Source organism: Achromobacter marplatensis (genome assembly GCF_049060505.1).
In the GTDB taxonomy this organism is placed as follows: domain Bacteria; phylum Pseudomonadota; class Gammaproteobacteria; order Burkholderiales; family Burkholderiaceae_B; genus Achromobacter; species Achromobacter marplatensis_A.
The window spans coordinates 55,838-68,414 of record NZ_JBMGRB010000008.1; the positions used below are offsets into that span (position 1 = coordinate 55,838).

16 protein-coding genes and 1 tRNA gene are annotated in these 12,577 nt (G+C 62.5%); 11 read left to right on the plus strand and 6 right to left on the minus strand.

Annotated features, from left to right (window positions below; genetic code table 11):
- From pheT to ACI0FO_RS19785, 3 genes are read left to right on the plus strand one after another with little or no spacing between them, the layout of a single operon-like run.
- The gene (gene pheT / locus ACI0FO_RS19775) at positions 1-2,418 is read left to right on the plus strand and encodes a phenylalanine--tRNA ligase subunit beta (protein ID WP_416029380.1); all 2,418 of its coding nucleotides are present in this window, start codon (positions 1-3) and stop codon (positions 2,416-2,418) included.
- A 3-nt stretch (positions 2,419-2,421) separates the two neighbouring features.
- On the plus strand, positions 2,422-2,772 hold the full coding sequence (locus tag ACI0FO_RS19780; RefSeq protein ID WP_105558846.1) for an integration host factor subunit alpha: 351 nt from the start codon (positions 2,422-2,424) through the stop codon (positions 2,770-2,772).
- Positions 2,773-2,830: 58 nt separating this feature from the next.
- Positions 2,831-3,277, plus strand: coding sequence for a MerR family transcriptional regulator (locus tag ACI0FO_RS19785; RefSeq protein WP_416029382.1), 447 nt, complete (start codon positions 2,831-2,833; stop codon positions 3,275-3,277).
- On the opposite strand, the gene ACI0FO_RS19790 is transcribed toward ACI0FO_RS19785, so the two are convergent.
- A complete protein-coding gene (locus tag ACI0FO_RS19790) occupies positions 3,274-3,480 on the minus strand; it encodes a hypothetical protein (RefSeq protein ID WP_416029384.1) in 207 nt (68 codons plus the stop codon). The two genes, ACI0FO_RS19785 and ACI0FO_RS19790, sit on opposite strands and share 4 nt — an antisense overlap.
- 29 nt (positions 3,481-3,509) lie before the next feature.
- Between ACI0FO_RS19790 and ACI0FO_RS19795 the strand changes: the two genes are divergently transcribed.
- Both ACI0FO_RS19795 and ACI0FO_RS19800 read left to right on the plus strand, forming a co-directional pair.
- A tRNA-Pro gene (locus ACI0FO_RS19795) sits at positions 3,510-3,586 on the plus strand.
- Positions 3,587-3,814: 228 nt separating this feature from the next.
- On the plus strand, positions 3,815-4,024 hold the full coding sequence (locus tag ACI0FO_RS19800) for a cold-shock protein (RefSeq protein WP_105558848.1): 210 nt from the start codon (positions 3,815-3,817) through the stop codon (positions 4,022-4,024).
- Positions 4,025-4,126: 102 nt separating this feature from the next.
- Here the strand turns inward: ACI0FO_RS19800 and ACI0FO_RS19805 are convergent, their stop codons facing one another.
- Positions 4,127-4,663 carry an anti-virulence regulator CigR family protein gene (locus ACI0FO_RS19805; protein WP_416029387.1) on the minus strand — a complete coding sequence of 179 codons (537 nt, stop codon included), beginning with the start codon at positions 4,661-4,663 and terminating at the stop codon, positions 4,127-4,129.
- A 500-nt stretch (positions 4,664-5,163) separates the two neighbouring features.
- On the opposite strand from ACI0FO_RS19805, the gene ACI0FO_RS19810 reads away from it, so the two are divergent.
- On the plus strand, positions 5,164-5,631 hold the full coding sequence (locus ACI0FO_RS19810; protein ID WP_416029391.1) for a hypothetical protein: 468 nt from the start codon (positions 5,164-5,166) through the stop codon (positions 5,629-5,631).
- A gap of 138 nt (positions 5,632-5,769) precedes the next feature.
- Here ACI0FO_RS19810 and ACI0FO_RS19815 read toward each other — a convergent pair whose 3' ends face one another.
- Positions 5,770-6,159, minus strand: coding sequence for a hypothetical protein (locus ACI0FO_RS19815; protein WP_105558851.1), 390 nt, complete (start codon positions 6,157-6,159; stop codon positions 5,770-5,772).
- Positions 6,160-6,337: 178 nt separating this feature from the next.
- On the opposite strand from ACI0FO_RS19815, the gene ACI0FO_RS19820 reads away from it, so the two are divergent.
- Both ACI0FO_RS19820 and ACI0FO_RS19825 read left to right on the plus strand, forming a co-directional pair.
- Positions 6,338-7,252, plus strand: coding sequence for a PhzF family phenazine biosynthesis protein (locus tag ACI0FO_RS19820; RefSeq protein WP_416029393.1), 915 nt, complete (start codon positions 6,338-6,340; stop codon positions 7,250-7,252).
- Between the two features lie 266 nt (positions 7,253-7,518).
- The gene (locus ACI0FO_RS19825; RefSeq protein WP_416029395.1) at positions 7,519-7,953 is read left to right on the plus strand and encodes a GNAT family acetyltransferase; all 435 of its coding nucleotides are present in this window, start codon (positions 7,519-7,521) and stop codon (positions 7,951-7,953) included.
- A 72-nt stretch (positions 7,954-8,025) separates the two neighbouring features.
- Here ACI0FO_RS19825 and ACI0FO_RS19830 read toward each other — a convergent pair whose 3' ends face one another.
- Positions 8,026-8,979, minus strand: a complete 954-nt coding sequence (locus ACI0FO_RS19830) for a succinylglutamate desuccinylase/aspartoacylase family protein (RefSeq protein ID WP_416029397.1) — start codon at positions 8,977-8,979, stop codon at positions 8,026-8,028.
- Between the two features lie 10 nt (positions 8,980-8,989).
- Complete coding sequence (locus ACI0FO_RS19835; protein ID WP_416029399.1) at positions 8,990-9,988, minus strand: Bug family tripartite tricarboxylate transporter substrate binding protein; 999 nt, start codon at positions 9,986-9,988, stop codon at positions 8,990-8,992.
- Positions 9,989-10,121: 133 nt separating this feature from the next.
- Between ACI0FO_RS19835 and ACI0FO_RS19840 the strand changes: the two genes are divergently transcribed.
- The 3 genes from ACI0FO_RS19840 to ACI0FO_RS19850 all read left to right on the plus strand — a co-directional run bounded on the left by ACI0FO_RS19840 (position 10,122) and on the right by ACI0FO_RS19850 (position 12,259).
- The gene (locus tag ACI0FO_RS19840; RefSeq protein ID WP_416029401.1) at positions 10,122-11,000 is read left to right on the plus strand and encodes a MurR/RpiR family transcriptional regulator; all 879 of its coding nucleotides are present in this window, start codon (positions 10,122-10,124) and stop codon (positions 10,998-11,000) included.
- A gap of 204 nt (positions 11,001-11,204) precedes the next feature.
- The gene (locus tag ACI0FO_RS19845; RefSeq protein ID WP_416029403.1) at positions 11,205-11,459 is read left to right on the plus strand and encodes a hypothetical protein; all 255 of its coding nucleotides are present in this window, start codon (positions 11,205-11,207) and stop codon (positions 11,457-11,459) included.
- Between the two features lie 206 nt (positions 11,460-11,665).
- Positions 11,666-12,259 carry a BPSL1445 family SYLF domain-containing lipoprotein gene (locus ACI0FO_RS19850; RefSeq protein ID WP_416029405.1) on the plus strand — a complete coding sequence of 198 codons (594 nt, stop codon included), beginning with the start codon at positions 11,666-11,668 and terminating at the stop codon, positions 12,257-12,259.
- Between the two features lie 66 nt (positions 12,260-12,325).
- Here the strand turns inward: ACI0FO_RS19850 and ACI0FO_RS19855 are convergent, their stop codons facing one another.
- Positions 12,326-12,559, minus strand: a complete 234-nt coding sequence (locus ACI0FO_RS19855) for a hypothetical protein (protein ID WP_315528211.1) — start codon at positions 12,557-12,559, stop codon at positions 12,326-12,328.
- Positions 12,560-12,577: the final 18 nt, after the last annotated feature.

The following is a 12,577-nucleotide window of genomic DNA, read 5'->3' on the forward strand; positions in this document are numbered from 1 at the left end:
ATGCAATTTCCCGAATCCTGGCTGCGTACGCTGGTCAACCCTCCGATCGCAACCGATGAACTCGCGCACCGGCTCACCATGGCCGGCCTGGAAGTCGAAGACACCGTGCGCGCCGCGCCCGCCTTTACCGGCGTGGTGGTGGGCCACATCGTCGACATCGCTCCGCATCCCGACGCCGACAAGCTGCGCGTCTGCCAAGTGGACGATGGCTCGGGTGAGCGTCTGCAAATCGTATGCGGCGCGCCGAACGCGGCCGCCGGCCTGAAAGTGCCGCTGGCCCGCGTGGGCGCGGAACTGCCCGGCGGCATGAAGATCGGCGTGGCCAAGATGCGCGGCGTGCAATCGTCGGGCATGTTGTGCTCGGCCCGCGAACTCGGCCTGTCGCAAGACCACGCCGGCTTGCTGGAACTGCCCGCCAACATGGCGCCTGGCGAATCCATCCGCGAAGCGCTGGACCTGGACGACACCCTCTTCACGCTCAAGCTCACGCCCAATCGTGCCGACTGCCTGTCGATCCTGGGCGTGGCGCGCGAAGTGGCTGCCCTGACAGGCGCGCCGCTGTCCGTGCCGACCGCCGTCGCCGTGCCCGTCACGCTGGACGAGCGCCTGCCCGTCAAGATTGAAGCGCCTGATCTGTGCGGCCGTTTTGGCGGCCGCGTGATTCGCGGCGTGAACGCCCGTGCGGCAACGCCCGGCTGGATGAAGACGCGCCTGGAGCGCGCCGGCCAGCGCTCGTTGTCGGCGCTGGTGGATATCTCCAACTACGTCATGCTGGAACTGGGCCGCCCGTCGCACGTGTTCGATCTGGATAAGATCGGCGGCGACATCAGCGTGCGCTGGGCGCATGAAGGCGAAACGCTCGAACTGCTGAACGGCCAGACCATCACGCTCGACCCGAAGGTCGGCGTGGTCGTGGCGGGCGACCAGGTGGAAAGCCTGGCCGGCATCATGGGCGGCGAAGCCACTTCCGTGACGCTGGACACGCAAAACATCTATCTGGAAGCCGCGTTCTGGTGGCCGCAAGCCATTGCGGGCCGTGCGCGCCGCTATAAGTTCAGCTCGGAAGCCAGCCATCGCTTCGAGCGTGGCGTGGACTACGCCAGCATCCCCGAGCACCTGGAATTCATCACCCGCCTGATCGTCGACATCTGTGGGGGGCAAGTCGGTCCCATCGACGACCAGATCGTCAACCTGCCGGCCCGTCCGCCCGTGCGCATGCGCCTGGCGCGTTGCCACCGCGTGCTGGGCGTGCCCGTCACGCAGGAACAGGTCGCGAAGATCTTTGGTAGCCTGGGCCTGGATTTCACGGTCGAAGGCGATGACTTCATCGTCAGCCCGCCGTCGTACCGTTTTGATCTTCAGATTGAAGAAGACCTGATCGAGGAAGTGGCCCGCATCTACGGTTTCGAGAGCATCCCCGATGTGCCGCCGATGGCGCGCGCCAAGATGTTCTCGCAGCCGGAAGTGCATCGCGGCGCGCATGCGCTGCGCCGCCTGGCCGCCGCGCAGGACTACCAGGAAGTCGTGAACTACAGCTTCGTCGAAGCGGATTGGGAACGCGACTACGCCGGCAACGAAACGCCGGTTCGCCTGGTCAACCCCATCGCCAGCCATCTGTCGGTCATGCGTTCCAGCCTGATCGGCGGCCTTGTCGCCAACATCCGCCACAACGCCAACCGCAAGCAGTCGCGCGTGCGCCTGTTTGAATTGGGCCGCGTGTTCATGCGCGACGCGTCCGTGCAAGACGGCCCGCTGGAAGTGGCGGGCGTGAGTCAGCCGATGCGTTTGTCTGGCGCGGCCTGGGGGCCGGCAGTGGAAGAGCAGTGGGGCGTCGCGACGCGCCAAGTGGACTTCTATGACGTGAAGATGGATGTCGAAGCGCTGTTCGGCGCACGCGGCCGCCGCCTGCGTTTCGAAGCCGCCGCGCATCCCGCGTTGCATCCGGGCCGCAGCGCCCGCATCGAACTGGACGGCCGCGCGATCGGCTGGATCGGCGAACTGCACCCGCGTTGGGCACAGCAAGCCGACCTGGCGCATGCGCCGGTGGTCTTCGAATTGAACGTTGATGCCTTGTCCGAAGGCGAATTGCCCGAAGTGCGCGAGCTGTCGCGCCAACCCGTGGTAGTGCGCGATCTGGCATTGTGGGTCGATGCGCCGGTGTCCACGCAGTCGATGCTGGACACGGTGGCCGCGGCCGTCAAGGCGGATGCGCAATTGGCCGTGGTGCAGGATGTGCGCGTGTTCGACGTGTGGCGCGAGAAGTCCCACGGCAGCGAGCCCGTCACCGAGAAAAGTCTTGCTTTCCGATTCTGGCTACAGGACACTGAAGTTACTCTGGACGAAGCCCGTGTGGCGGATTGCCTGTCCCGCATCAAGGATGCATTGGTCAGTGCCCACGGCGCGCGCCAGCGTGCTTGAACCATGGGGAACAGTATGCTTGCTGCCGAGCCGCGCACTCTGACCAAGGCTGAGCTTGCCGAACTGCTCTTCGAGCGTGTCGGCCTGAACAAGCGCGAAGCCAAGGACATCGTCGATACCTTCTTCGAAGAAATCCGCGATGCCCTGGCTCGCGGAGATTCGGTCAAGCTTTCGGGCTTTGGCAATTTCCAGGTGCGCGACAAGCCGCCGCGCCCTGGCCGCAATCCCAAAACCGGCGAGACCATTCCCATCGCCGCACGCCGCGTGGTCACGTTCCACGCGAGTCAGAAACTCAAGAGCGTGGTGGAGCAGGCGACCCCTGCTGCGCCCGATGCCGCGGACGCCGCGGAGTGATACGCTTTGTCGGTAATTGTTATCGGCTTCCTGCGCCCGCGCGGCATAAAATTCGCTTATGACACGTACTGAACCCACCGTTACCTTACCGCCCATTCCCGCCAAGCGTTACTTCACCATCGGCGAAGTCAGCGAGCTGTGCGGCGTCAAGCCCCACGTCTTGCGGTACTGGGAACAGGAATTCACGCAGCTTAAACCCGTGAAGCGCCGCGGCAACCGCCGCTACTATCAGCATCACGAAGTGCTGCTGATCCGGCGCATCCGCTCCTTGCTGTACGAGCAAGGCTTCACGATCAGCGGCGCGCGCAATCGCCTTGGCGACGCGCGCGACATGCCGCACGATCAGGACGCCGCGGTGCGTTTGTCGGGCGCTGAAATGCAGGCCTTGCGTAACGAGCTCGGCAACGTCTCGACGATGTTGGCCGATGCGTTGGGCTTGCCGCCAAACGCAGCGGCGAGCGTACCGGCCAACGCAAGTGCAAGCACCGTCGGCACCGCCGCTTAAGCGGTGAAGGCGCAGTCGTCCAAGATCGTTTGATCGAACGTAGTATCTGCATCGCGCGTGGCGCTTGAAGCGGCGCGCGATGCCAGCAAGCAGTACGTTGCGCTTCGTGCGCCGCCTTGTACATCGCTTGTGCAGGCGACGAACATGAAGCGCAAATTTTTTTGAGTATTCAGCACTTTTTTTGCACCAATGCGTGCAAACAAATTTTTGTTCTGCTATACTCTTTTTCTTTCGGGGCGTAGCGCAGCCTGGTAGCGCACTTGCATGGGGTGCAAGGGGTCGCGAGTTCGAATCCCGCCGTCCCGACCAGAAGTTCCAAGGCCGTTAGTGAGAAATCACTAACGGCCTTTCTCATTGGTTTTTCGTATTCGTATTTCGGAAGCCGTGGCGCATCGACCTTCGCAGGGTACATCTATGAGCGATGATCGCTGGGTAGGGCCCTAAGATGTGTTATTGCGAAACAGCGATATCTTTATGGAGGCGAATCGCCCATAGTGGCCCCGGGAATATTTTTTCCCTGTACCTCTAGGACATACATTGAAGATTGAAACTGGTATCGTGAAGTGGTTCAACAACGACAAGGGCTACGGCTTTATTTCCCCGGAACTGGGTGGTAAAGACCTCTTCGCGCATTACTCCGAAATTCAGGGTGACGGGCACAAATCGCTTGAAGAGAATCAGCGCGTTTCGTTCGTCGCCGGCCAAGGGCAGAAAGGTCCTCAGGCGACCATGATCAAATTGATCTAATTATGCTGAGCTGCTTGCCGTAGCGTAAGCAGCTTGATGGCAGATTGGCAGGGCCGGATCCTTTGAAACATTGGATCCGGCCCTTTCGTTTTGGGCTTTACGTCAGTCAAAAACGTCGAAAAGCACATCGGCGACGATAGCGGTAGCCACCGCTACGAGAATCAGATCCGAACCGGCGACTCTCCATTCATAGCCGGGATAAACCGGCAGGCGAGCCAGCATCGGGCCGGGGACCATCTTCTTTGCAATTCCCGGAGGCAGAGGCTTGCCGCGAGCCAGGTTCTTGCGGACCCCTGGCGGCAACGAGCTGTAGCCGGACATCCCATATTCTGAGGCGTAGCCTCTGGCGGTGGTGATCGTGATGCCGGCGTGGCGAAGCGTGACATTCACGTCACCGGAACCGCCTCCGCCGCCTTTTGACGAACCGCCATTGCCGTTATTGCCGCTATTGCCCTTGTTTGAGCCGTTGCCGTTGCCGTTGCCCTTGCCCGAGCCTTTACCGTTGCTTGAATTCCCCTGGCCTTGACCCGAATTGTCGGACTTGCCTTTTCCTTCGGGAGGAGCGGCCAGGGCATTGCCGCCCAGGAACACACAGCAAATGGCAGCAGTAATGAATCTTTTGGTTGTGAGGGCGCTCATGGATGGCTCCTGGTTGGCGGATTAGCCGAAATACAGCAATCCAATTCTAGGGCGGGCCAGCCTTTTGGCGTAGATGCCAAACTGATAAAGATGTAAGCAGGTCTGGAGCCAGTAGACGAAAGGATTGGAGGGCGGTCTGGCCGCGCGCGGTTTGGGTGGCATGCCGAAAGGGCAAAGTGCTGGTATAACTTCCGCGCATCAGAGCAAAACCAATCGTGCAAAGGATCCCCGTGTCGAGCAACCTCCCGGCAAGCCGCTATTTCGCGTTGACCGCAAGTACGCTCCGGCAGCAAGGCGGCCGGCTATTGAAATCGACGCCATGGGCGCTTGCCGTGTTTGTCATGACGCTTCCGGTCGCGCTGCTGTTGCCGCATCGGTCCTTGGGGTCTTCGGCATTTTTCCTGTTTATCGGCATAAATTTGCTGGCATTGACGCGCGTGTCGGTCGCCTGGCTTCGGCAAGTCGTTCCCGGCGGTCATGCGAACAGCCCGGACTGGCGCTTGGGCAAGCCCGAGTGGATGTCTCTTGGCCTGCTGGCGCTGCTTATCGCGATAGGCACGGCTTTGATGTACGCCACCGCCCGGGTGCCCGTGGTTCTTTATTTTGCGTTGGACGGCGTTCTCGATAGCGTGTTCTTCGTAAGCCTGTTCCTGGCGCTGGCGGCTATCTGGTTGCCGGTACTGTATCTGGTCAGCACGTTTTTCCAGAGCCTTGCGCGGGCGGCCGTATCGGGGCGCTACGATTTTTGGCGGACGCGTCAGGAAGGGCAGACACCGGCTTGGCCCATGATGAGCGTGCTGTTCTTGCTGGCGGTATTTTTGGTGCTTACGGGCGCCTTGCTGTCGAAGGCGATATCCAACATGTCGGTTGCCGCGATTGCACTTGGCCTGTTGGGCATCCTGCTCTGTCTCGGAATGGTGATGATGGTCACGACGATGTGCGCCATTGCGTACCGCGAGCGTCGGTAAGGTCGATCCCGTTATCTTCCTGCATGCGGCGGTTTGTGATCGCCGGATGTGGCGGGCGCAGATGGGAGTGACGGGCACGGCCCATCTGCCCACCCTGGATCAGCCAGACGCGGTTTCACGCCTGCTGACGAGTTTCATTTAACGGCGCTTGTCTGCCCGCCGCGGCGCGGGCGGCAGGGGATTGCCGACGTGGCTGGCCAGCCAGTGTTCGATCTTGTCGTCCCTGCGGGCGGCCCAATCGCGGCCGATTTCCAGCACCAGCATATTGCGGGTATCACCGTAGTCCTGGCCGGGTTCCTTCTGGAACATTTCCCGCCAGATGTCGGAGGCGACCAGATCCGTCGTCAACAAGACGCCAATACCCTTGGCGTCGATCCACAACGGGGCGGCGCGCTCGTCGACGTGTTTCTTCAGGTTTTCAAGCAGCTTTTGTGCGAGCGAGGCGTTGTCTTTCGATGCCGAAATCAGGACCAGATATTGCCGGTGGTCGCTGGAGGGTTCGTCGGAGTCGCCAAAAGGGTTTTCCATGGTGCATTCCTTTCGGGTAAGCGTGCATTGGGGCGCGAATGCGTCCTTGGCAGACAGGTTACTCGACCCGGACGCCGCGCCGTGCTGTTATGGCGAAAGTTCCGCCGTTCTGTGCCTGTCGCGCGGTGGCCGCGCCCTTGCATACTGCGTCCTTTCCTCCGCACAAAGAGAAGCCTGCATGCGCTACCGATACGTCACCGCCGATGTCTTTACCACCGAACCCTATAGCGGCAACCCCTTGGCGGTTGTGCTGGACGCGCGCGGCCTGGAATCCGCGCAGATGCAGCGCATTGCGCGTGAATTCAATTATTCGGAAACCAGCTTCGTGCTGCCGCCGAAAGACCCGGCGCATACCGCGTGGGTGCGCATCTTCACGCCTGACCGCGAGGTGCCTTTCGCGGGGCACCCCAATGTGGGCACCGCGGTGGTGCTGGCGCGCGAAATGATCACTGCTGGACGTCCTGCGCCGGACGCATTCGTTTTCGAAGAGGCGGCGGGCTTGGTGCGGATCTCGCTGAAGACGGGCGCCACGGGCGTGGAGGGCGTGGAACTGTTGGCGCCGCAGCCGTTGTCCCGCGCGAGTGAAGCGTCGGTAGCCGCGGTGGCTCGGGCCTTGAAATTGGAGCCGGCCGACATCGATACGTCGGCGCACGCGCCGCAGGTGGTTTCGGTGGGGCTGATCTTTCTGGTCGTGCAGTTGTGCAGCCGCGATGCACTGCGCCGCGCGGCGCCGGACGCCGATGGCTATGCCGCGTTGTTCCCGCTGGACGGCGCGAAATCCATCTATGCCTACACGACGGACACGGCCGCCGACGCCGGCCACGCGCCGACGGACATCCAGGCCCGGATGTTCACCGGACGCATGACCGAAGACCCCGCCACGGGCAGCGCGACGGCGGCGATGACGGCGTTGCGGGCGGCACTGCGAGGCGACGGGATGTTGCAGCTACGCGTGGGGCAAGGCGTGGACATGGGCCGCGCCAGCTTGCTGTTGGCGCAGGCCGAGCCCCGCCCCGACGGCGTCTGGGCGGGCGTTGCGGGCCAAGCGGTCATCGTCATGGAAGGCACGTTGCCTGCGCCGGAGGCGTCTTGACGGCTTAGGCGGTGTTGCCTGCCGCGCAGGGGCTCGTGTATCCTCTTTTGCATGAACGCAATGCACTCCGCGCCGGCATGCCGGGCAGATAACCGACGAATCACTCGACGTCTACGTTGAGTGGCGAGTCACGTTCAGGCGCCGAATTTTCGGCGCTTCATCCTGAAGGCCACGATACCCCTCGTGGCCTTTTTGTTTGGGCTTTGCCGTTCCCGCTAGCGAGGCGTATCGCCAGGCTTTCGTCTCCCTTGTCAAAGGAACGAAGCATGACCCCTCAAGACCTTTCCATCCGGCCCTACCACCCCGCCGATGAGTGCGCCATCGTCCAGCTATGGCACGATTGCGGCCTGACGCGCCCCTGGAACGATCCGGCGAAGGACATCGCGCGCAAGCTAACCGTGCAGTCCGATCTGTTCCTGGTGGGTGCGGTGCAAGGCGTGATCGTAGGCACCTTGATGGGCGGTTATGACGGCCATCGCGGTTGGATCAACTACCTGGCGGTTTCGCCCGTGCATCAGCGGCGCGGCTACGCCACCGCGCTGATGCGCGCGGTGGAGCGAAAGCTGCTGGAAATGGGGTGCCCGAAGATCAATCTGCTGATCCGCACGGGCAACGTGGCGGTGCAAGGGTTTTACGAATCGCTGGGGTTTCAGCGGGACGAGGTGGTCAGCCTGGGCAAGCGCCTGATTCCTGACCTTTAGATAAAACAGATTCGTAAAACAGATTCGGCACGGGAACGTGCCGAATCTGTCCAGGGGCCACGAAGCTGCTGTTTAGATCGCGACGGTTAGATAGACGGCCTCGCGGCCGACGATCGGCATGCGGGTCGGCATGAAGATCGTGCATTGGTCGCAGGGCGAGCGGATCTCTTCGGTGCCGTTCATGGCGATCAACTCGTCTTTGTCGAAGGTCTCGAAGCCGATGACCGGCCGCATGAAGCGGAAGTCGTCGGACTTCACCATGTGGACCTCCAGCAGGCGGTATCGCTGCGGGGCCGGGGGCGGCACCGCCCCGGCCGGGGCATCGATCAGGCCGGTGTGCGCCAGGAACCGCATCGTGACATCGGTAGCCAGGTCGGCGGCGGACTTGGCAAAGTGCTGCCCGCATTCCACCACCAGCGAACCGCCGCTGTCGGAGAGCGGATCGCCGTGATGGCCATAGCCCATGACGCCGGTGCCGGGAAACTTGTGCTGCGGCATGACCAGATGCACCAGCGGCGCGCCCACGGCGGCGGCCAGCGCGGTGTTGCGATCCATCTCGTTGTAGACCCAGAAGGGCTGCACCGGCGCGCGGGTCGAATGGATGTCCAGGACGAAATCGGCGGCATCCAGTACCGGGCGCAGTTCGCGGGCGCGGCGCAATTCGGGGCTGTCTTCTGTGCCGTCCAGCATGGCCGCCGACCAAATGCGGTTCAGGTTGTGCACCAATTGGCGGTTTTCGTAGGGCTGCTCGATGTCGAACGCCTCATACGCTTCAACGTGAGCGAAGCTGACCGTGAGCGTGCCGATCTTCGGCCGCACGCCAGTGTCCAATAGATGGGTCGCGGCGACCATGCCGCAGATCTCATTGCCGTGGGTGATGGCGTTGATGAGCACGTGCGGGCCCGGCACGCCGGACTCGAAACGGTGCACGTAAGGGATGCCGGTGTTGCCCTCCCGGTAGGCCGAGAGGTCGCGGGGCAGGACTTCAAGCGGAGCGGTGTCGGGTTCGAAAGCGGGATTTTGCATGGGATGGGGCCTATTCGGGGCGGATGCCGGCGCGGTCGATCAGGTCTTTATACAGCGCCAGGCGTTCGGTCATCATGGTGGTGAACTGTTGTGGGGTCTGGTTTTCTGGCGGCAGGGCGCCGGCCTTCTCCAGCGCTTGCGGCATGCCGTCCTGGCTGGCGGCGGCGCGCACGGCCGCAAGCAGCGCCTGGATGATGTCGTCTGGCGTGCCGGCCGGGGCGGCCAAGCCGATCCACGACATGGCGTTCAGCACCGGGTAGCCCAATTCGGCGAAGGTGGGTACGTCGGGCAGGGCGTCCAGGCGCTTGGGAGCGGCGACGGCCAGGGCGCGCATCTTGCCGACCTGAATGTGCGGCAGGAAGGGCGCCAGGTTATCCAGCGCAAACTGCGCCTGATTGGACAGCAGGGCGTTGATCAAGGGCGCGCCGCCGCGGTACGGCACATGCATGGCCTGCACCTGCAGCGTGTTCTTGAACAGTTCCGCATTGAGCTGGCCCATGCTACCGATGCCGGCCGTCGCGTAGTGCAGTTCGTCGGGGCGGGACTTCAGCAAGGCCACGAATTCGGCCAGGGTCTTGGCCGGTACGTCGATATTCGTGACCAGCACATTCGGCGTGCGTGACAGCTGCGAAATCGAAGTGAAATCCTTGATCGGGTCGTAACCCAGATCACTGCGCATCAGCGGGTTGGCCAGATGTGAGCTTTGCGACGAGGCGACCAGCGTGTAGCCGTCGGGTTTGGCACGCGCCACGCGCTGGCTGCCGATGGCGCCGCCCGCGCCGTCGCGGTTTTCGATGATGACGGTCGTGCCAAGCGCCTTGCCCAGCGCTTCCGCATAGATGCGGCCGATCAGGTCGACGGAGCCGCCTGCGGGGAACGGCACGACCAGGGTAACCGGGCGGGAAGGGTAGGCGTTGGCCCGTGCGGCCAGGGGCAGGATGGCTGCGCCCAGCCCGGCAAGGACGAGGCTGCGGCGCGTCAGGGACGGCGCAGCGAAGGGGTGCTTCATGACGCTCTCTTGTGGTCGAAGTCGGATTGGTCTATTTTGCAATATTCATTGCAGATAGAAATATAAGATGCAATGAATATTGTGGAATTTGGGGTTATCACCTAGTACCGCCTATTGTGGAATCGCCGCCATCATGAATCTGAACCAACGCATCGCCACTTACGCCAAGAAGCTCAGCAAGACGGAAAGCCTGCTGGTCGAAGAAATGCAGGCGCGTTATCCGCAAAGCCTGCTGGAATCGGCGACCGCCCTGGCCAAGCGCGTGGGCACCAGCGCGTCCACCGTCGTCCGCTTATTGGCCAAGCTGGGCTATGAGAGCTATGCGCAGGCGCAGATGGAGGCGCGGTCGGAAGTGACGGCGCGCCTGGCTTCGCCGGGCGAACGCGCGGACGCGGTCAGTGGCGACAACACGTCGGCGCGGGCCTGCCTGCACAACGCGTTGCTGCATGATCAGCACAATCTGCAGGAGACGTTCGCCGCGCTCGATGTCGGGGCGTTCGAAGCGGCCGTGCGCCTGCTGACGCAGCGCAAAGCCCGTGTGCATGTGCTGGGCTTGCGGCAGGCGGCGCCGTTGGCCAGCCATGTGGCGCTTTATCTGAATCTGTGCCTGCCTGCGGTCAGGCCGATGGGCGGGGCGGGGCCGATGTTCCTGGAGGATCAATTGCTGTGGATCGGCGCGGATGATGTGCTGCTGGCGTTCACGTTCAGGCGGTATTCGGTTGCCACGGCGAATGCGGTGAAGGTCTTCAGGCAGCGCGGCGGCAAGGTGGTGCTGATCACGGACGCTGCGTCGGCGCCCGCGGCCGCATCGGCCCACCATGTGCTGGTCGCGCGCAGTTCCAGTGCGTCACCGTTCGATTCCTACACGGCGGCGTTTTCGGTGTGCAACGCGTTACTGGCCGCAGTCGCGCAGCGCTGCCGGAAAGCGTTGGGCGCGGCCTTGGCGCGGGGCGAGGACCTGTGGGAGTCGAAGTGGATCCGGCCGGCGGGCGAAGACCCGGCGCCGAAGTAGGGTCGTCGGGCTGTCGTTTGCCCCGGTCCGGAAAAATGTGCCCGGGCACGAAAAAAAGCCGGATTTCGTGCGTTTTTTACCCTCTGCAAGATACGCCCGCACTATCCCGATTAGTGCGCGATGACCCGTTGAAAGGACTCCTTTTCAAGCGCTTCTATTTTTGGCATATTGCGGCCGGATACAACCGTTTCAGGAGCGATAAGCATGAGCGCGGGGCCGCAGCGCCATATCGATGGCTTTCAAGTGGGATGTGAGATCGTAAGCTTGGACGCTGGCGTGCTGGCCATCGAAGTGACGGTCCGACGCCCGGGCGACGGCGATGGCTTGCAGCGCTGGTCGTTGCCCAGGTTCGTGACGTTCGCGGATGCGGCAGTGGCCAGGCGCCACGCCGAGCTGGTGCTGTCGGGGATAGTTTCGGTGGACAAGGCCACGGGCGAGCCCCGTTATGGCATTCTATAAGGGCACGGACCCCGCAATTGCCCTACCAAATGTTGCCGGTTTTCGGCCGCTGCATTGGGTCTGGCAAGCGCATGATGCTTGAACGGGGCCCGCGTTAAGGGAAGCGGCAACCGGTAGGTTTTGTTTCGTTTATCACAATCGCGTGCCTTGTACGGACGGGTTTGGCCGGTACAGTGGTAGCGGGTGACAACAAAAAGGAGAGTTCCATGTTTGATACTTTTCCTGTCCTGCGTCGTGTTGGCTTGGCGGCCGCGACCATCGGTGTAGCGGGTCTGCTGTTCGCAGGCTGCACCACGACTAGTCCTAAATCTTCCGCGACATCCTCAGAGAAACGCGAGTCGATGAATAGCGCGGCCAACGCCACGTTGACCAAGCTTTACGAGGCTTCGCCGCAATCCAAGGAATTGGTGGCGCGCGCCAAGGGCGTGCTGGTGTTTCCTGACGTGCTGAGCGGCAGCTTCATCGTGGGCGCCGAGCATGGCAAGGGCGTGTTGCGAGTCGGTGGCGCCAATGCCGGCTACTACAGCACGACGGCGGGTTCGATCGGCTTCCAGGCCGGTGCCCAATCGAAGGCCATGGTGCTGCTGTTCATGACGGATGATGCGTTGAACAAGTTCCGCAACAGCAGCGGGTGGACCGTTGGCGCCGACGCGACGGTGGCAGTCGTCAATGTAGGGGCGAACGGCCGTATCGATACCAATACGGCGCAGCAGCCTATTGTCGGTTTCGTGATGAACAATGGCGGCCTCATGGCTGGTGTGTCGCTGGCTGGCACCAAGATCTCCAAACTTGATTGGTAAGCGCGCAGCGCTCAAAACAAAACGCCGCGGAGAATTCCGCGGCGTTTTGTTTTTGGGTCGGCGTGCTTAGCCGAGCAGGGTGTCGCCATTATTGCGCACGGCGTTTTCGCGCTGCATTTCGGCTTCTTCGATATCCGGATCCAGGCCGCGCCAGCGCACGATGCGGCCGCGGTCTTGCTCGGGTTCCCAGCCCAGCATGCCGTAGCGCGTGATTTCAGTTTCGCCTGTGTCGAATTCCACTTCAAAGTAGCCCTGACGATCGGGTAGCGTGCCACCAGGGAACCATTCAGTTTCGGGCATGGTTTGCTCCTTGCTAAG